We start from the raw sequence: 17080 nt of genomic DNA on the forward strand, positions 1-17080 counted from the left end.
ACCACCCCCCGGATCATGGATGACAGGGGCAAGAAGTCATACCAGGTCTGGCGACCGCAGCCCCCGATTCCGAGGACTATGAAGAAGGTAACGGGGAATCCAGCGATCTCGAGGAAACGGTGAAGCCGGTCGAACAACTCGACTGTCTGATCTTGTCCCGCCAAGGCGATACTCGTGACCTCGAAGGGTTTCAGTCGCAAGAAGAACTCGACATCAACTTGACCGGGGCGTGGAACGGCCCAAGCTGACCTTTCCCTCGATGATTGAACGGGGCCAGGGGGTTCGGTCACCCGATGACGCTCGACACGCTGATGTTCAACAACGAAACCATTCACAACCTCTTCGTCCCGGGGAAGATGGGCAGGACCAAAAAACAAGCTGCGCAAACCATCTCCACCTTGACGGTCTGAACTGGACCCCTGGCTCGAGCTGGTCGACGTGAGCAACGCCGTGCTGAACCTGGCGTCACTAGGGCGACCATCGATGGCTGGCTCCTGCCTGGCGCAGCGGTTGGACCGGGGAGGGCGGGGCGTTACGGGCCGTCAGTGTTGTGACCTGGGACGATCACCGCCCGTCCCAGCACTTCACCCCTCGCGAGGCGCTCATAAGCCTGCGACGCGTCTTCGAGCGAATGGATCTCGACCGAAACGGTCAAGCGTCCGGATCTGGCCAGGTCGATCACTTCCCACAGGTCTGATCTGGTGCCCCAGAACACGCTTCGAACGTTGGTCTCGAACGGGAGGCGGCGATAGCCGACCGGCAATGCGCCTTGCCCCACACCCACAATCGTGATCTGGGCGTATGTGGCGGCAATGTCTCCTGCCAGCGTCACGGTCTGCTCGGACCCGACGAAATCGAAAATCGCGTCGGCACCCGCACCGTTGGTCAGTCGATTGATCAGCCCTGCCGACTGGCCGTCGCCGAGGATCGCGTGGTCGGCTCCCACGTGGCGCGCGAGCTGTAACTTGTCCTCCGCGACGTCAACTGCAATGACGGTCGATGCGCCCAGGGCGCGGATGATCTGGATCGCGAGATGTCCGAGTCCCCCGGCGCCGATGACAACAGCAAAAGTTCCTGCGCCGAGTCTGCTGACCGCGCGTTTGATGGCGTGATACGAGGTGAGGCCGGCGTCGGTCAAAGCGACCGCCTGGACTGGATCGAGGTCACCGAGAGGGATGAGATGACGTTCGTTGTCGACCACAAGGTACTCGGCGATCGCTCCGTCAACAGCGATGCCAGGCGGCTTCACACCCCCGGGATCGGTGCAGTAGTTTTCCTCGCCCGCCGAGCAATTGCGACACATCCCGCAGCCCCACGGGCCGTAGACGAGAACCGCGGTGCCCAGCGGATAGAAACCGGCGCCTGCACCGTGGGCGGTCACGACACCGGCGGCCTCGTGTCCGAGGGTCAGTGGTAGCGGCCCGTAGCGGTAGTCGTCCTGCGATGACGACAGGATGTGGAGATCGGAATGGCAAACTCCGGCGGCGGTGATGCGAAGGAGTACCTGGCCCGGGCCAGGGGAGGGGACCGGAACCTCGACGACCTGCGCCCGATCCTCGAATTTCCTGTACTGAAACGCTTTCATATGTGCCTCCGACTCTTGCTTGTGTGAGCCCGAACGATTCAGCGGGCGAGGTACCCGCCGTCGACCGAGAGCACGGAACCGGTGATGAACGACGCGGCCGGTGACGCCAAGAAACAGACCGCCGCGGCGACTTCTGCTGCCGTTCCGAGACGACCGAGTGGGTGAGCCGCAGACAGCGTGCGGCGCGCAACATCATCGGGATCGCGCAAGAGTGGGGTGTCGATGAAGCCCGGGGCGACGGCGTTGACGCGCACGCCGGCGGCGGCGTAGTCAAGGGCTGCAGTCTTGGTAAGCCCGATCAGGCCGTGTTTGGACGAGACATACGGGCTTGCTCCTGCTGTACCGACAAGGCCCATCACAGAGGCGACGTTGACGATGCTCGCGCCAGTAGACATCGCCGCGAGTTCCGATCGCATACACAAGAAGACGCCGTCGAGGTTCACCGACAGCAGACGGCGCCACTCAGAGATGGCCGTCTCCGCGACCGGACTTTTGACAGGCATTCCGACGCCGGCGCAGTTGATGGCGATGTCGAGCGCGCCAAAGTGGTTGGTCACCTTGTCGACCATGTCGGCGACCTGCTCGCTCTCTGTGACGTCTACGGCGACCAGAAGTTGATTGACGACGCCGACATGATCGGCAGGCGGGCGGAGGTCGGCGAGAGCTATCCGTGCCCCCAACTGTGCCAACTCGTGGGCGCAGGCTGCGCCGATGCCCGAGCCACCGCCGGTGATCAGAGCGACCTTGCCGCTCAGATCGAGGTTCATGGTCATGCTGTGGTGTACCTTTCGGAAAAATTGTTGATGTCCACTGCCATTGGACGTGGACATCAACAACGTAGGACTCCGAGACGCGAGCTATTTGTCGCATCCCGCAACAAACGTTGGGGGGCGGTTGCCGAGATACCGTCAGCACATGACCCAATCAGAGTCGGCCCGCAGAATCCGGATGAGTTCCGGAGACCGCCGAGAGCAGATATTGCTGGTTGCTCAGCAATTGTTTGCTGCGCGCGCGTACGAAGAGGTGTCGACGTCAGAGATTGCCGAGGCGGCCTGCACAACCAGAACGAATCTGCACCATCATTTCGGAACTAAGCGGGCGCTATACCTCGAAGTGGTTCGGCGATTCGCCAGGCTACCCACCCCTCCAACGCTCGAATCGCCAGCCGAGGACGTTCCCGGCAAGGTCGCCCAGACCTTCGATCGATGGCTCGACGTGGTCGAAAGAAACAGGGAGACGTACCTGAGCATGATCGGGGCCACCTCGATCAGGCGTGATCCCGAGGTGGAAGCAGTTCTGCAGACCGGGATGAGGATCTGGGAAGAACGTCTTCTGTCCGTTCTGGGGGCGCCGCGGACGGAGGTGAATCGAGCGCAGGTCCGGGCGTTCCAAGCGATGCTGAGTACCGCAACCGACGAATGGCTGCGCTTGGGCGCGCTGTCCAGAACGGACGTGCACCGACTGCTGACTCGAAGTCTGCTGGCGCTGCCTACCAGCGCAGATGAGTTCTTGACAGGGTGTCAGTAGTGGGTCACACTCAAAATGCGACGGCCGGGTCGGGCGGGGTCGGTAGCTCTGGACGCTAACTCGGAGGTTTGAGCGGTTGAACACAGGTCTTTCGACCCAGCGGGAGAATGGCGCGTCATCGTCTGGCGGTGGTGAAGCGCTCCGGCGGGGGCTCGCCGATGTGGACTCCGCTGCATTCCGTAAAGTCCGCGAGGCTTTTCTCTCGACGGGCAAAGCTGATGACGGAGACGTCGCGAGAGCCGGAATCGCTCCCGCATTACTCGATTCCTGGCGGCGGTGCCTTCGCTATGGGCTCAACTCCCACTCGAACCGCGCAGTGAATGTCGGTGAGGTCGATGTCAGCAGTCCACTGGTGCGACTGGCCGATTCGGTAGTGTCCACGCGTGAAGCCGTACTAGAGCAATCGATGAGCGGTCTGTCCCTGACCGATGCAGATGGTCTGGTGCTCCGGCAGTGGGTGGGTGATCCGGCGCTGGGTCGGTGGTTCGACCAGCATGACATCGTGCCGTCGGTGTCCGTGGATGAGTCTGCGGTCGGAACCACCAGTGGCATATGCCTTCTTAACGAGCACCCGACCATGATTCGGGGACTTGAACACTTTTATGACGACTACAGTGGCGTCACCTCGGCTGGTGTTCCGGTGGTGCACCCGGTGACCCGTCGGATCGTCGGCTCACTGAACCTCACCAGTCGGTATAGCGACACCAGTCCGGTTCTGCTGGCGTGGGTCATGGACCTCGTGCGTGACATCCAGAATGCGTTCCTTCAGGCCGCCACACGTCGTGAACGCGCGCTTCTCAACGCGTATCTCACTGAGAACCGCGATTCACGTCATCCGCTGATGGCGCTCAACGATCAAACGATCATCACCAATGCCACAGCCGCTCGGTTGATCACATCGGTGGACCAAGCGATGCTCTGGGAACAGGCGTCGCGGGCCATCCGGGGGGATATCCGAGACCCGCGCCAAGTGGTCCTGACAGACGGGACCGTGGTGTCGGTGCAATGCCGGGAGGTCTCGGACAGCGTGGAGTCCGCCGGCGCGGTGGTTCGTATCCGTCCGGTCGTGGACGAGGCACCTCGCCGGAACGTGGCAGTGCGTGCACCTGGCTTGCCTGGACTGGTTGGAGACGGATCCCGCTGGAGGGATCTCTGTCGACGCGCTGCCGCGGCCGGGCAGGAGAAACACATCTTGATCGTCGGAGAACAGGGCACGGGGAAAACTGATGTGGCGCGGGCGATGGCAGGCGATCGTGCGACAGTACTCGACACATCCGCCTGTGCCGATCGGACTTTCGATGCGTGGATCGGTCGCCTCGGACAATCGTTGGAGTCGGATACGGAGTCATCGGTGGTCATTCGCCGCATCGACCAGCTCACCGAGCAGGCGGCTGCGGGTGTTGCGGAGCTGATCCGATTGCATCGTCGTGGACCGTGTCGGGTGTTCGCGACAACGACCCAATCGGCACATCAAGGGCACTTGAGTCGCCTGCACGCAGAGTTCCCAGTTGTTCTCGCGGTCCCCGCATTGCGTGATCGGCTGGAAGATCTTCCGGCGCTCCTGGATGCTCTGACTCGCGTTGTCGGCGATCGACTGGGCAGGGACCCGACGCCCGTCCGGTGGATGCCTGACGCGGTTCAAGCCTTGTCGAGACTGGATTGGAACGGCAATGTGGCGGAGTTGGAGACGGTTGTACTTCGAGTGCTCCAAGGGACGAGCAACCGATATGTCAACGCGGCGGACCTGCCCAGCGATGTCGTGGCCAATGCCTCGCGGCGCAGGCTCGTCGGGCTCGAGCACGTCGAAGCCCAAGCCATCACGGCAGCCCTGCGTGAGGCGCGCGGTAATAAGCACCGAGCTGCGGAAAGCCTTGGAATTGCGCGCTCGACACTCTATCGCAAAATCCGCACCCTCGGCATCGACTTGTCCACTGCAGCATTCTGATTGAAGCGTCGGAGAGGCGGTTGCCTGAGTTGTCGCCTTGCCGATGTAGCGATGAGCTACACCACCGCGGAGGCGCCATGGGTGACAATCGAGCGCATGACCACATCTGAACAACAGCACGCGGGCGTGCGCAGATTCGAGAACCTGGACGCTTTTAAAGCCGCCGTGGGTACCGAGCTCGGAACAAGCGAATGGTTGACGGTTACCCAGGAGCAGGTGAACATGTTCGCGGACGCGACCGGTGATCGCCAATGGATTCACGTGGATCAACAACGGGCAGCGGCCGGACCTTTCGGGGGCACGATCGCTCACGGGTATCTCACGCTATCGCTCGTGCCGACCCTCGCCGAATCGATCTACACCATTGACGGATTGGCCATGGGGGTGAATTACGGTGCAGACAAATTGCGATTTCCTCATCCGGTGGCGGTGGGTTCTCGGATCCGCGAAACCGCGACGCTGACAGCGATCTCCGACCGTGGGACCGGCACAGAGGCGCACGTCAAGTTCGTAGTCGAGATCGACGGCATCAGCAAGCCGGCCTGCGTCGTCGACGTAATCTACGTGCTGGCTGCCGCATGAGCGCGAATCCGGCCGCACTTGTCACCGGTGCATCGCGCGGTATCGGACGGGAGATCGCCCGACGGCTTGCCGTCGAGGGTCATGATCTCACGGTCAGTGCGCGTGGACGAGAACCCTTGGATGCATTGGCTGCCGAGCTCGAGTCGGAACACGGCGTCAAGGTGGTGGTCGCACCGACGGACATGTCGTCCACCGACGACGTACATGCACTGGCCGAGGCCCACGCGACAGCACATGGGCGAACCGACGTGATCGTTCTCAATGCCGGTATGGGTGCCATCGGTGCGTTTGCCGACTTTCCGGTTCGGCGACTCGAGAAGTTGTTCGCCATCAACGTCCGTTCGGCGTACGTGCTCACACAGGATCTGTTGCCGCAGTTGCGAGAAGCTGGTCGGTCCACGCACCACGGTGGGAAGGTTCTTGCGATCGCGTCGACGACCGGTGTTGTCGGCGAGCCACTCAACAGTGCTTACGGCGCCACCAAAGCGGCGCTGATCTCCTGGTGCGAGGCGGTGACCACCGAGGAGTCCGCGGCGGGCGTGATCGCGACCGCGGTCTGTCCGGGATATGTGCAGACCGCCATGACCGAGCATTTGCCCGGTGAGGTCGCCTGGGAGGATATGCTGCCGGTGGATGACGTGGCCGAGGCGGTGGTCTCGTTGACCCGGCTCAGCCGACGCACGGTGGTGCCTCAACTCGTGCTGACGCGGCCCGGTCGCCACCTGTGGCGTGCTTGACGAAGACCGGATCGGAGCGCGCCGAGTAGTCGCTCGCTGCAACGTATTCGGGGCGTCCGGTCCGGCTGTAGTCGGCGCGTCCGGCTAGCGGGGTGCCATCCGGATCGCGCCATCGAGCCGGATGTTCTCCCCATTGAGCATCGGGTTCGAGACTATGTGTGCGACAAGGTCGGCGTACTCGCTTGGTTGTCCCAGGCGGGACGGGTGCGGCACCTGGGCCTCCAGGGAGGCTCGGGCCTCGTCGGTCAGGCCTTCCAGGATCGGGGTCGCGAACATCCCAGGCGCGATGGCCACGACCCTGATCAGGGACCGGGCAAGGTCTCGGGCAATCGGCAAGGTCATACCGACGATGCCCCCTTTCGACGCCGAATAGGACGCTTGGCCGACCTGGCCGTCGTAGGCCGCAACAGAAGCGGTGTTGACGATCACGCCGCGCTCACCGTCGATGGGTTCGGTAGCTGAGATAGATTGTGCAGCAAGTCGGATGACGTTGAAGGTTCCGATCAGGTTGATCTCCACCACCCTGCGGAACCGGTCGAGATCGAGAGGTGCAGTTCGTCCGATCGTCCTGGCCGGATCACCGATACCGGCGCAATTGACGGCAACGCGTAAGGGTGCTTGGTCGGTGGCCACAGCAATCGCAGCGGCCACCTGCTCCTCGTCGCGCACGTCGGCAGCGGCGAAGAAGGCGTGCGGTCCGAGCTCGTCGGCCACAGACTTGCCCGCTGACGACGGGAGGTCGAGGATGACGACCTGCGCACCTGCGGCCAGTAGCCGTTTCGCGGTCGCGAGTCCGAGCCCGGATGCTCCTCCGGTGATGAGTGCGGCCGACCCGTTGATGTCCATGGTGAACCTCTCTTCGTGTGACGTGTACGGCTGAATTCTGGCAGAGATGACCGCGGGTCCCGTGTCGCAGTTCGCTCCGCGTCGGCGCATGATCGACGTGGTTCGATACAAGGGAACAGGCTGCGGGTAATTCGAATGGGAGATGATGCGCGTGGGTGGCGACAAGAACGTCGAGATGCCCGCTTATTCGTGGGAGAGGGTGTCGAACAACGCAATCGAAGATCTGCACCGCCGATTGCGGAGCTTTCGGCCGGCGGCAACCTCACCTACGACCGACTGGGATCGGGGGATCCCCGCGGAGTACCTCGACAAGGTCGTGAAGTACTGGCTGGAATTATTCGACTGGCGGGCGCAGGAGGACCGGATCGCCTCATACCCCTGGGTGCGTGGAACTTTGGAGGGTACCGTGGCCACCGCGATTCACCAGCGATCGGCGAATCACGGCGCCAAAGCCTTGGTGCTGCTGCACGGTTGGCCGGATTCGATGCTGAGATTCGAACGGGTGCTGCCGTTGCTGTCCGATGTCCACGTCGTTGTTCCCTGTCTACCCGGGTACCCCGGTGCGCTCCACCTCCCGGACCGGGTGGCGACCCCGACGGTCATGGCCGGCGACATCGCCGCGATGATGCGGGCGCTCGGATACGCCGACTATGTGGTCTCGGGTGGGGACGTTGGCGCGATCGTCGCGCACATCATGGCGAGCCGCTATCCCGACGCGGTTACCGCGCTTCACCTGACCGATATACCTGCGATCCGGCTGCCGGCCGATCTGCGGAGCCAGTTGTCCGACGTGGAACAGGAGTACTACCGCGACGCGCGACGGTGGCGTAGCGCGGAAGGAGCATATCGGGCCGAACAGGCGACAAAGCCGCACACGTTGGCGGCCGGCCTATCCGATTCGCCGGCCGGTGTGGCCGCGTGGATCATCGAGAAGCTACACGGGTGGTCGGACTGCAACGGTGACGTCGAGTCGGTGTTCCCGTTGGACGACATGCTGACCTGGGTGAGTTTGTACTGGTTCACCAACTGCATCGGCACCTCGTTCGATCCTTACTCCGCACCGGCGCTCGACTTCGGACCCATCACGGCGCCCGCCGCGATCTCGATGTTCAGACATGGTCTAGTTCCCGCCGATCGCCCTCTCGTGGAACGGATTTACGATGTCAAGGCTTGGGCCACCCACGATTCTGGTGGGCATTTTGCGGCCTGGGAGCGCCCCGCGGAGTTTGTTCGCGGCGTCCGCGAGGCGCTCGAGCTGACGATCTGACAGACCTGCCGTTTCGTCCTACTTCACTACACAGCCGGCATCGACGGGAAGGGTGGCACCGGTGATGTAGCGCGCTTCGTCGGAGGCCAGGAACAGCACGGCGTTGCTGACGTCCACCGGTTCGACCCAGGGGATGGGCAGGATGTTGGTGGTGGCTGAAGCCGGTTCGAAGTCTTCGCGAGTCGGCTTCTCCAGATCAGGCCGGAAAATTCGGTACGTCGACTCGTTCTGGATCATTGGGGTATCGACCTGGGTGGGATGGATCGAGTTGACGCGGATACCCTGCGGCCCCAGTTCTTGTGTCAGCGAACGCATGAGACCGACGACCCCATGCTTCGCCGCCACGTAGTGGGCGATCGACGCGTAGCCTTTGAGCCCGGCGGCCGAGCTGGTGAGGATGATCGAGCCACCGTTTCCCGCGGCCAGCATGTGGGGGACACCTGCCTTGACGGTGTGCCAGACGCCGGTCAGATTGATGTCCAGCATCTGTTGCCAGGCGTCCTCGGGGATCTCATGACCGGCATGTGGCGACGCGGCTATGCCGGCATTCGCTGAGATGATGTCGAGCCGACCGAGTTCGGCGACGGATGACGTGACGGCCGCGGTCAAAGCGTCAATGTCACGGACGTCGACTGCGGCCGTGATGATGCGCCGATCGAGCGCCTCGACTGCCGCTGCGGTGTCCGCGAGTTCTGCTTCGGTCCCCATGGGGTATCCGATGTCGATGACTTCGCGAGGGATGTCGACGGCGATGATGTCGGCGCCTTCTTCTGCCAACCTGATGGCGTGGGCGCGGCCCTGCCCCCGCGCGGCACCGGTGATCAGAGCCACCTTGTTCTGTAACCGATTCATTCGAACCTCCTTGTCCGCACGACGCTGTCGCTGTCCACTGTCCGCTCAATCACCCGCCGCGTATGTCCCAAAAAGCTACGTCCGAACAACGAGTCCGCGGCGTCGCATATTGGCACAGTTTGTGACCGGCGACACCCCTATCGTCGGGCGGGACAGGATTCAGTCGGACAACGGATTGGAAGATCAACCATGGGAACACTCGAAGGCAAGGTCGCGCTGATCACCGGAGCTGCACGGGGACAGGGTTTGTCACACGCGACCGCACTCGCCGAGCAGGGTGCGGCTGTTGTGCTCGTCGACATCTGCGAGGACATCGGATCTGTGCCTTACGGTCTTGCGACGGACGAAGATCTGACTCTGGCCGAGAAGACAGTCGCTGCGATCGGTGGCCGAGTGCTGGCACGCAAAGTCGATGCCCGATCAGCTGAACAACTCGACGCCGTTGTAGCCGAGGTGGTCGAATCGTTCGGTTCGATCGACATCGTCGTCGTCAATCATGGGATCTGGAGCAGGGGTGCGCTGTGGGAATTGAGTGAGACCGACTGGCAAGACATGATGGATGTCTCGTTGACCAGCGTGTGGCGGGTATTGAAGGCGACTGCGGCGCAACTCATTGCACAACGTTCGGGATCGGTGATCCTGACGGCGTCGGTCAACGGGGTCGAGGGTCAGCCGGGGTCGGCGCACTATACGGCGGCCAAACACGGCGTTCTCGGTTTGATGAAAGCCGCTGCGCTCGAGTTCGCGCCTCACGGTGTTCGCGTCAACGCAGTGTGCCCGGGATTCGTCGACACTGCGATGACCAACTGGCAAGGCTGCTACGACATGACCGGTGGCAAGCCCGGCTCGACACGGGCCGAGCACGAAAAGAACGCCCACCACTGGCACGCTATCGGTGGGCTGATCCAGCCCGGTGAGATCAGCGGTGCCGTTGTGTGGTTGGCATCTGACGGCGCTGCCCGGGTCACCGGCGTGGCGTTGCCGGTCGACGGTGGTCACCTGGTGCTGCCGGCCTTCAACCCCGGGCCTGTCTTCTCGTGAGTGCCGGGCCTGCCTTCTCGTGAGTGCACTGCCGCCTCCTGCGTGTGCGGGAGGCGGCACTCGTCACGCGGTGTTGCTGGGCTTTTCGCCGAGATCGATCAGGTGGCCCATCCGGTCGCGCTTGGTACGCAGGTACGCAATGTTCTCGTCAGTCACACGGCCGGGAACTCCGATCCGCTCCTGCACCACGATTCCGTTGCCGGCCAGAGCCGAGCACTTGTCGGGGTTGTTCGTGATCAACCGAACGTGCCGAGTACCGAGCTCGGCGAGAATGTGTGCGCCGACCGAGTAGTCGCGGCTGTCGATGGGTAGTCCCAGCTCGGCGTTCGCATCAACGGTGTCACGCCCGCGTTCTTGCAGCGAATAGGCCTCGAGCTTCCGGCCCAGTCCGATCCCGCGGCCTTCGTGGCCGCAGAGGTAGACGAGGACGCCCTTGCCTTCGGCGGCGATCAAGGTCAACGACTCACGTAGTTGATGTCCGCAGTCGCAGCGCAGCGATCCAGCGAGGTCTCCGGTGAGACATTCGCTGTGCAGCCTCACCAGCGGCGCCACGTCGGAGCGTTCCGCGACGTCACCCATCGTCAGCGCCAGGTGCTCGACTCCGGTGGTGTTGTCGAAGAATGCGTGTGCGCGAAAGTTCCCGTACTCCGTGGGCAGATCGGCGCTGCCACGACGTTGCAATGCTGGGCCTGCGGGTCGCATCACCTCGACGAGCTGAGCGACAGAGATCATCGGTAGCTGGTGCCGGTCTGCGAACTCACTCAGTGCAGCGCCGCGCAACATTCCACCGTCGTCGTCAATGAGCTCACCGATCACTCCCACCTCGGTGAGACCGGACAGCCGCATCAGGTCGACGGCGGCCTCGGTGTGCCCGGGCCGCTCCAGCACACCCCCGGCGCGGGCCCGAAGTGGGAAGACATGTCCGGGCATTCGGAGATCACTCTGCCGGGTCGCTGATGCCGCGAGAGCCCGGATGGTGTGGGCGCGATCAGCCGCGCTCACACCCGTGCCCGAGCCCAGGGCATCGACAGTGACGGTGAACGCGGTCCCGTGGGCGTCGGTATTGTCCTCGACCATCAAGGGAAGCCCTAGGTCGTCGGCTCGGCTCGCTCCCATCGGTACACAGATGATTCCGGTGGTATGGCGGACCATGAAAGCCAATCGGCCGGTGGTCGCGAACTCTGCCGCCATGATCAGATCGCCTTCGTTCTCACGATCCGGATCATCGACGACAACCACCATGCCGCCCGCTCGGAGCGCTCGCAGCGCGGCATCGATGTCTGGTCGGGCAGTGTTCATTGTGATCCCCGATCTGTCAGAGCTGGGTGAGTGCGTGAAATGCACGATCGCGATAGACCGTCGGTGGTGGGTTGCCCTGGAAGCACGCCGATACGGCGCCGACCAGGATTGTGTGATCGCCCCCCGGATGGCGAGCGTAGGTGCTGCAATCGAGGGTGATCGATGAGCCGCTCAGTCGCGGCAGGCCGCGGTGATCGGGCTCGAAGGAGCCGCCGGCGAACTTGTCGGCGCCCCGCGTCGCGAACCGCAGTGCGAGATCTACCTGATCGGCGTGGATGATGTGCACGACCCAGTGTTCGGCCTCGGCGAAGACCGGATGGCATTCAGCGCCGGTCGAGAGGCACACCAGGATCAAGGCGGGATCGACTGACACCGAACAGAATGCGCTCGCGGTGAAACCCCATGACTTGCCGTCGGCGTCTACGGTGGTCACGATGGTGACACCGCTGGGAAACCGTGCCATCGCGTCTCGAAAACTGATGACCTGATCCATTTCGGGTGGTAGCACCGGTGACCTCCTTCAGTTCGATGAGTCTGTGGCATGAGCTTAGAAACTCCACGCCTGCGGTTATGTCTCACATCACTACAGCGTGGCAACACTGTCGCGGAATGCGACGTTCGACTTGTCGTTGAAGATGCGACCCTGATGCAGGATTCACCCGACTGGACTGCGAGGAGGTGGCGATCGACATGATCATCGAAGTGACGGGCGACGACCGAGGTGTGGTCGTTCGCGACACCGACGATTTAAAACGTCTACACGTGGAGTACCGTGCTCCGGCTACCGCGTCGCAACGAACACTGACCGACTCACACCTGTGCGCCGGCGTCGACGACAACGGCGCGAACATCTATGCCGACGTCCTGCGACAAGTCGCGGGCTCGGCGTCAGAACCTGCTTGGCACCGAAACTTCGACGCCATGCTCGGTTATGCCGAGGGCAAAGGGTGGTACGACCCTCAGACGCGGATCATCGCCGTACATGTCGTGACCAATGCAGACGTCGCCCACTGACCGGCACTCCCCCTATTCCGAATATCGAATGGAGATTCACCCATGACCATCAATGCCGTGATCGTCGACGCGATCCGAAGCCCATCAGGAAAAGGCAAGCCCGGCGGGGCGCTGTCGGGTTTGCACCCTGTCAACATGTTGCAGCAAACCCTCGAAGAGCTCCTGCGCCGCAACGACTTCGATCCCGTTCTCGTCGACGACGTCATCGCCGGGTGCGTGTCGCAGACCGGCGAGCAAGCCCTTAACATCGCACGGACGGCGGCGTTGGCGGCCGGACTACCGGAGTCGGTACCGGGCACCACCGTGGACCGCCAGTGCGGGTCGAGTCAACAGGCCGCGCACTTTGCCGCTCAGGGCGTCATCGCCGGCGCCTACGACGTGGTCATCGCGTGCGGTGTCGAGTCGATGAGCAGGATTCCGATGGGTGCCAGTTCGCAGGGGCAGGATCCCAATGGCGCTCCTCTCGCTTCCAGATACCCGGAAGGTCTGGTCGGCCAGGGCATCTCGGCGGAACTGATCGCTGCGAAGTGGAAGCTCGACCGCACGACCCTCGACCAGTACTCCGCCCGCTCCCACCAGCTGGCCGCCAAGACGGTCGCCGACGGTGGGTTCGACAAGGAACTGATCTCGCTACAGCTGCCCGACGGCGCGCGACACACCGCCGATGAAACCGTTAGGGCGTCGACGACGGTGGACGGCCTCGGGAACCTTCGCCCGTCGTTCGAATCGGTGCAATTCGCGGAGCGCTTCCCCCAGATCAACTGGAGCATCACGCCTGGGAACTCGTCGCCGCTCACCGACGGCGCATCGGCGGTGCTGATCATGTCCGAGACAAAAGCGCGCGAACTCGGACTCACCCCGCGGGCGCGATTCCACTCGTTTGCGGTGACCGGTAGCGATCCGTTGTACATGCTGACCGGCGTCATCCCGGCCACCGAGAAAGTATTCGCTCGCTCCGGACTCTCGGTCGGCGACATCGACACGTTCGAGGTCAACGAAGCCTTCGCGCCGGTGCCGCTTGCATGGGCGCACGAGGTGGGTGCCGACCTCGACAGGGTCAACCCCCGCGGCGGTGCGATCGCGCTCGGACATGCTCTCGGCGCGTCGGGCACCCGACTGCTGACGACGATGCTCGGCAGCCTGGAGGCGACCGGCGGCCGCTATGGACTGCAAACGATGTGCGAGGGCGGCGGCATGGCGAACGCGACGATCATCGAACGGCTCTGATCTACCGGTCGACACCACCTGTGTCCTTCGGCGACGGACCAGGGCACAGGTGGTTACGGTGGTCCCCATGACCACCGACTCGAGCGCACCGGACACGACTCGTCGTGTCCGGCTCGAAGCCGATGACCGGCGCGCGCAGATGATCAACGCCGCGATGACGGTTTTCGCCGGTAAACCGTATGAAAGCGTGTCCACCGAGGAATTGGCGCGCGCAGCAGGTACGACCCGGACGAATCTGAATTATCACTTCGGCAACAAGCGCAATCTGTATCTTGAGGCTCTGACTCAGTTCGCAACCCTGCCGTCGAAGCTTCCCCGAGTCGCCCTTGACGGCCCGGTGGAAGCGGGCGTCGACCGGTTGTTCGAGCGGTGGCTCGATCTTGTGGAGCGCAACCGCGAGACCTTCATGGTGTTGATGCACGCCCAACGTGCACCGGCCGACGATGTGGTGAGCGGGATCATCCAGGGCAGCCTGGCAGCCTGGGAGGACCGGCTGCTCGCGGTCCTCGGCCTACCGGAGGACGACTCGTCCGCGCGCGCCCGGATGCGGGCGTTCCAGGCAATGGTCGGAGCTGCCACCGAGGAGTGGCTGGCCACCGGCAACCTTTCGAAGCAACAGGTCCAAGAAATGCTGACCGGTGCGCTCCTGGCGCTCGGTCGTGCCGATCGAGCGGCCTCATAGAGTCACTGCCCGCTGCGATCAGGGTGTGGGCGTGGCCGGTTTGGTCGAAGTGATCGCCCAGATGCTCAGTAAACCTGCATGGGTGTCGTCGCGGATTGCAACACTTCTGCGGCGCTACCAGGCGGGATGATGGTGGTGCAGCTCACATCAGGGAGCGGTCGGGGTCACGCTCGGCACGCGCTGAGCGCGGCGGGCTGCATCGAGCCGAACTGGGAAGGGTTGAGACACATGATCGATCTGCACGGGCGTGTAGCCGTGATAACGGGCGTCGCCGACAGCCGCGGGCAGGGTGCCGCCACGGCCCGCCGATTGGCGGAGCTGGGCGCCAGCGTGGTCCTGTCCGACATCAAGTCCGATGAAACCGAACTGCGCGCCAAAGAGATCGAAGAAGCCGGCGGTCGGGCGATCTCGGTTCACGCTGATGTGCGCAGCGAAGACGACGTGGTCAATCTTTATCAACAGGCGAGCGAGGCGTTCGGTCGGATCGACATCCTGCACAGCCAGGCCGCGGACCTTCGCGGGCTCGGGGACCCCGGTGATCCGGATCTGGTCAACAGCACCGTGGAGATCTGGCGTCGGCAGTTCGAGACGATCGCGCTCGGGTCATTCCTCACGTGTAAGCACGTCATCCCGTTCATGAAGAAGAACGACGGGGGCGGCAGCATCATCTGCACAACGTCGATCTCGGGACTGACCGGCGAGGCCGGACTCACGACCTATGGTTCGGCGAAGGCTGCGGTCAATCAGTTGGTTCGGTCGGTTGCGGCCCAGTACGGCAAGTACAACATCCGTTGCAACGCAGTGGCTCCCGGTCTGGTCCTGACGCCGCCGGCACTGGACCTGGGCCAGGCCGCTGTCGACGTGTACGTCAAACACAGCGCACTGCCGCACGTCGCAGACCCCGAAGACATCGCGAACATCGTCGCCTTTCTGGCATCGGACGTCTCGCGGGCGATCACGGGCGAGGTCATCCGGGCCGACAGCGGCGTCACTGCGCACACACCACTATTGGCCGACACGTTGGTCCTCGAATGATTCGGATTGATCGGTACCAAAGCGTAGCCAACTATCAGGAGAGGCAGGGTCGACAGTGAGTAGTGATCGCAACAAGCGATTCGCCGGAAAGGTCGCGCTCGTCACCGGAGCGGGGCGAGGGCAGGGCAGGAGCCACGCGGTTCGGCTCGCTGAAGAAGGCGCTGATGTCATCGCCATCGACATTTGTCGGCCCGTCGCGTCGGTGTCGTACGAGATGGCGTCCGAAGCAGATCTCGAGGAGACGAAGAATCTCGTGGAGAAGCACGGGGGCAGGGCGGTCACTGATGTCGTCGACATCCGGGACTACATCAAACTCGAGAAGGTACTCGCGGCGGCGGTCTCTGAACTCGGCGGCCTCGATGTGGTGGTCGCCAACGCTGGGATCGCCAGTTACGCACCGGGACACGAGATCACCGAAGAGGCGTGGAACGACATGGTGGGCATCAACCTCACCGGCACCTGGCATACGCTCAAGGCCGCGGTGCCGCATCTTCTTGCTCGTGGAAGTGGATCGTCTGTCGTCCTGATCAGTTCGGCTGCCGGGTTGATCGGGCCACCCAACCTGGCGCACTATGTGGCGGCAAAGCACGGCATCACCGGGTTGATGCGGAGCTTCGCGAACGAACTGGCTGCCAGCGGTATTCGGGTCAACAGTGTGCACCCGACGCAGGTCGAGACTCCGATGATCATGAATGACGAGATTTTCCAGATGTTCCGCCCGGACCTGCAGGATCCGACGAGGGAGGACATCATCGAGGTCTCGACCGGCATGAACGCGTTGCCGACCCCCTGGGTTCAGCCGGACGATGTGTCGAATGCGGTGCTCTTCCTCGCGTCCGACGAGGCCCGGTTCATCACCGGTGTGGCACTGCCGGTCGATGCCGGCATCATCAACAAGGTCTGACCCGGGGCGGTCGGAACAGAAGAGCCGGGAGGTGCCCGATGGGCGCCTCCCGGTTCGTCTAGTAAGTGTGGACAGAAGAGATCAGACAGCGGGCTCGAAGTGTGCGATGTCGAGTATCTGACCGGACCGTTCTTCGGCCCAGACCGCGCGGACACGAGAGCCCTTGGGCAACTGGGACCGGATGTTCGCGGGGTCGGAGAAGTCGAGTCCGACGACGTAGTGCATGAGCAGAGTGTCTGCGCCGTCGAGCCTGATGCCGCCGATGGCGTACGGGGTCTTCGGGCCGCCGCGAAAGCCCTGCCAGGCCACGGTGAAGACCTCGAGATCGCCTTCGCCGGAGAGCTCAACCCACGTGTCGTTCGGGCGAAAGCTTTCCTCGCAATACGCCATCGGGGGAACATAGACCTTGTTGGAACCGCCGGTGTTGGCGTAGATCTTTTTGTCTTTGAGCCCGGTCATGAACTTGCCCCAGGTCTCGCCGAGGTGGATGTCGTAGTGCAGATCCCAGTGGACCTGCTGGGTGGTCGGTGAAGTCAT

The 17080-nt window shown here is 63.2% G+C and carries 19 protein-coding genes; 11 read left to right on the forward strand and 8 right to left on the reverse strand.

From position 1 onward, the window contains the following. The 3 genes from DFR67_RS30990 to DFR67_RS26350 form a co-directional block, all read right to left on the reverse strand. The coding region (locus tag DFR67_RS30990) for a hypothetical protein (protein ID WP_211325166.1) at positions 1-200 on the reverse strand (200 nt) is incomplete at its 3' end. 332 nt (positions 201-532) lie between these two features. Further along, positions 533-1585, reverse strand: coding sequence for an NAD(P)-dependent alcohol dehydrogenase (locus DFR67_RS26345; protein ID WP_110472442.1), 1053 nt, complete (start codon positions 1583-1585; stop codon positions 533-535). Between the two features lie 38 nt (positions 1586-1623). Beyond that, entirely contained in the window at positions 1624-2358 is a 735-nt protein-coding gene (locus tag DFR67_RS26350; RefSeq protein WP_245938181.1) for an SDR family NAD(P)-dependent oxidoreductase, read from the reverse strand. A gap of 142 nt (positions 2359-2500) precedes the next feature. Between DFR67_RS26350 and DFR67_RS26355 the strand changes: the two genes are divergently transcribed. The 4 genes from DFR67_RS26355 (at position 2501) to DFR67_RS26370 (ending at position 6376) form a co-directional block, all read left to right on the forward strand. Beyond that, entirely contained in the window at positions 2501-3112 is a 612-nt protein-coding gene (locus DFR67_RS26355) for a TetR/AcrR family transcriptional regulator (protein WP_110472443.1), read from the forward strand. A 76-nt stretch (positions 3113-3188) separates the two neighbouring features. Next, complete coding sequence (locus DFR67_RS26360; RefSeq protein ID WP_146240544.1) at positions 3189-5057, forward strand: sigma-54-dependent Fis family transcriptional regulator; 1869 nt, start codon at positions 3189-3191, stop codon at positions 5055-5057. Between the two features lie 126 nt (positions 5058-5183). Beyond that, the gene (locus DFR67_RS26365; protein ID WP_170135288.1) at positions 5184-5639 is read left to right on the forward strand and encodes a MaoC family dehydratase; all 456 of its coding nucleotides are present in this window, start codon (positions 5184-5186) and stop codon (positions 5637-5639) included. Then, positions 5636-6376: an SDR family NAD(P)-dependent oxidoreductase gene (locus tag DFR67_RS26370; protein ID WP_110472445.1), complete on the forward strand. Its 741-nt coding sequence runs from the start codon at positions 5636-5638 to the stop codon at positions 6374-6376. The genes DFR67_RS26365 and DFR67_RS26370 overlap by 4 nt, the downstream gene beginning before the upstream one ends. Before the next feature lie 84 nt (positions 6377-6460). On the opposite strand, the gene DFR67_RS26375 is transcribed toward DFR67_RS26370, so the two are convergent. After that, complete coding sequence (locus DFR67_RS26375) at positions 6461-7222, reverse strand: SDR family NAD(P)-dependent oxidoreductase (protein ID WP_110472503.1); 762 nt, start codon at positions 7220-7222, stop codon at positions 6461-6463. A gap of 151 nt (positions 7223-7373) precedes the next feature. On the opposite strand from DFR67_RS26375, the gene DFR67_RS26380 reads away from it, so the two are divergent. Further along, positions 7374-8489, forward strand: a complete 1116-nt coding sequence (locus DFR67_RS26380) for an epoxide hydrolase family protein (RefSeq protein WP_211325167.1) — start codon at positions 7374-7376, stop codon at positions 8487-8489. Positions 8490-8507: 18 nt separating this feature from the next. Here the strand turns inward: DFR67_RS26380 and DFR67_RS26385 are convergent, their stop codons facing one another. Beyond that, on the reverse strand, positions 8508-9341 hold the full coding sequence (locus tag DFR67_RS26385; RefSeq protein ID WP_110472446.1) for a mycofactocin-coupled SDR family oxidoreductase: 834 nt from the start codon (positions 9339-9341) through the stop codon (positions 8508-8510). Between the two features lie 189 nt (positions 9342-9530). Here DFR67_RS26385 and DFR67_RS26390 point away from each other — a divergent pair, with 189 nt between their 5' ends. Further along, the gene (locus tag DFR67_RS26390; RefSeq protein ID WP_110472447.1) at positions 9531-10382 is read left to right on the forward strand and encodes a mycofactocin-coupled SDR family oxidoreductase; all 852 of its coding nucleotides are present in this window, start codon (positions 9531-9533) and stop codon (positions 10380-10382) included. Positions 10383-10445: 63 nt separating this feature from the next. On the opposite strand, the gene ribB is transcribed toward DFR67_RS26390, so the two are convergent. Beyond that, a complete protein-coding gene (gene ribB / locus DFR67_RS26395; protein ID WP_110472448.1) occupies positions 10446-11681 on the reverse strand; it encodes a 3,4-dihydroxy-2-butanone-4-phosphate synthase in 1236 nt (411 codons plus the stop codon). Positions 11682-11697: 16 nt separating this feature from the next. Beyond that, the gene (locus tag DFR67_RS26400) at positions 11698-12189 is read right to left on the reverse strand and encodes a flavin reductase family protein (protein ID WP_245938182.1); all 492 of its coding nucleotides are present in this window, start codon (positions 12187-12189) and stop codon (positions 11698-11700) included. 182 nt (positions 12190-12371) lie between these two features. On the opposite strand from DFR67_RS26400, the gene DFR67_RS26405 reads away from it, so the two are divergent. From DFR67_RS26405 to DFR67_RS26425, 5 genes are all read left to right on the forward strand, one after another. Beyond that, entirely contained in the window at positions 12372-12695 is a 324-nt protein-coding gene (locus DFR67_RS26405) for a hypothetical protein (RefSeq protein ID WP_146240545.1), read from the forward strand. Positions 12696-12737: 42 nt separating this feature from the next. Further along, on the forward strand, positions 12738-13922 hold the full coding sequence (locus DFR67_RS26410) for a thiolase family protein (RefSeq protein ID WP_110472451.1): 1185 nt from the start codon (positions 12738-12740) through the stop codon (positions 13920-13922). Between the two features lie 67 nt (positions 13923-13989). After that, the gene (locus tag DFR67_RS26415) at positions 13990-14604 is read left to right on the forward strand and encodes a TetR/AcrR family transcriptional regulator (RefSeq protein ID WP_245938183.1); all 615 of its coding nucleotides are present in this window, start codon (positions 13990-13992) and stop codon (positions 14602-14604) included. A gap of 228 nt (positions 14605-14832) precedes the next feature. Further along, a complete protein-coding gene (locus DFR67_RS26420; protein WP_110472452.1) occupies positions 14833-15639 on the forward strand; it encodes an SDR family NAD(P)-dependent oxidoreductase in 807 nt (268 codons plus the stop codon). A gap of 55 nt (positions 15640-15694) precedes the next feature. After that, the gene (locus DFR67_RS26425) at positions 15695-16543 is read left to right on the forward strand and encodes a mycofactocin-coupled SDR family oxidoreductase (RefSeq protein ID WP_110472453.1); all 849 of its coding nucleotides are present in this window, start codon (positions 15695-15697) and stop codon (positions 16541-16543) included. A gap of 81 nt (positions 16544-16624) precedes the next feature. Here the strand turns inward: DFR67_RS26425 and DFR67_RS26430 are convergent, their stop codons facing one another. After that, complete coding sequence (locus tag DFR67_RS26430; RefSeq protein ID WP_110472454.1) at positions 16625-17080, reverse strand: Zn-ribbon domain-containing OB-fold protein; 456 nt, start codon at positions 17078-17080, stop codon at positions 16625-16627.

The organism is Williamsia limnetica, from assembly GCF_003217475.1.
GTDB classification, from domain to species: Bacteria; Actinomycetota; Actinomycetes; order Mycobacteriales; family Mycobacteriaceae; genus Williamsia; species Williamsia limnetica.

Excerpts from the sequence above, each read along its gene's own strand:
- DFR67_RS26420 (WP_110472452.1), top strand. The coding sequence starts at position 14,833 with ATGATCGATCTGCACGGGCGTGTAGCCGTGATAACGGGCGTCGCCGAC.
- ribB (WP_110472448.1), bottom strand. The coding sequence starts at position 11,681 with ATGAACACTGCCCGACCAGACATCGATGCCGCGCTGCGAGCGCTCCGA.
- DFR67_RS26375 (WP_110472503.1), bottom strand. The coding sequence starts at position 7,222 with ATGGACATCAACGGGTCGGCCGCACTCATCACCGGAGGAGCATCCGGG.
- DFR67_RS26370 (WP_110472445.1), top strand. The coding sequence starts at position 5,636 with ATGAGCGCGAATCCGGCCGCACTTGTCACCGGTGCATCGCGCGGTATC.
- DFR67_RS26355 (WP_110472443.1), top strand. The coding sequence starts at position 2,501 with ATGACCCAATCAGAGTCGGCCCGCAGAATCCGGATGAGTTCCGGAGAC.
- DFR67_RS26410 (WP_110472451.1), top strand. The coding sequence starts at position 12,738 with ATGACCATCAATGCCGTGATCGTCGACGCGATCCGAAGCCCATCAGGA.
- DFR67_RS26345 (WP_110472442.1), bottom strand. The coding sequence starts at position 1,585 with ATGAAAGCGTTTCAGTACAGGAAATTCGAGGATCGGGCGCAGGTCGTC.
- DFR67_RS26350 (WP_245938181.1), bottom strand. The coding sequence starts at position 2,358 with ATGACCATGAACCTCGATCTGAGCGGCAAGGTCGCTCTGATCACCGGC.
- DFR67_RS26415 (WP_245938183.1), top strand. The coding sequence starts at position 13,990 with ATGACCACCGACTCGAGCGCACCGGACACGACTCGTCGTGTCCGGCTC.
- DFR67_RS26430 (WP_110472454.1), bottom strand. The coding sequence starts at position 17,080 with ATGACTTCACCGACCACCCAGCAGGTCCACTGGGATCTGCACTACGAC.
- DFR67_RS26385 (WP_110472446.1), bottom strand. The coding sequence starts at position 9,341 with ATGAATCGGTTACAGAACAAGGTGGCTCTGATCACCGGTGCCGCGCGG.
- DFR67_RS26405 (WP_146240545.1), top strand. The coding sequence starts at position 12,372 with ATGATCATCGAAGTGACGGGCGACGACCGAGGTGTGGTCGTTCGCGAC.
- DFR67_RS26390 (WP_110472447.1), top strand. The coding sequence starts at position 9,531 with ATGGGAACACTCGAAGGCAAGGTCGCGCTGATCACCGGAGCTGCACGG.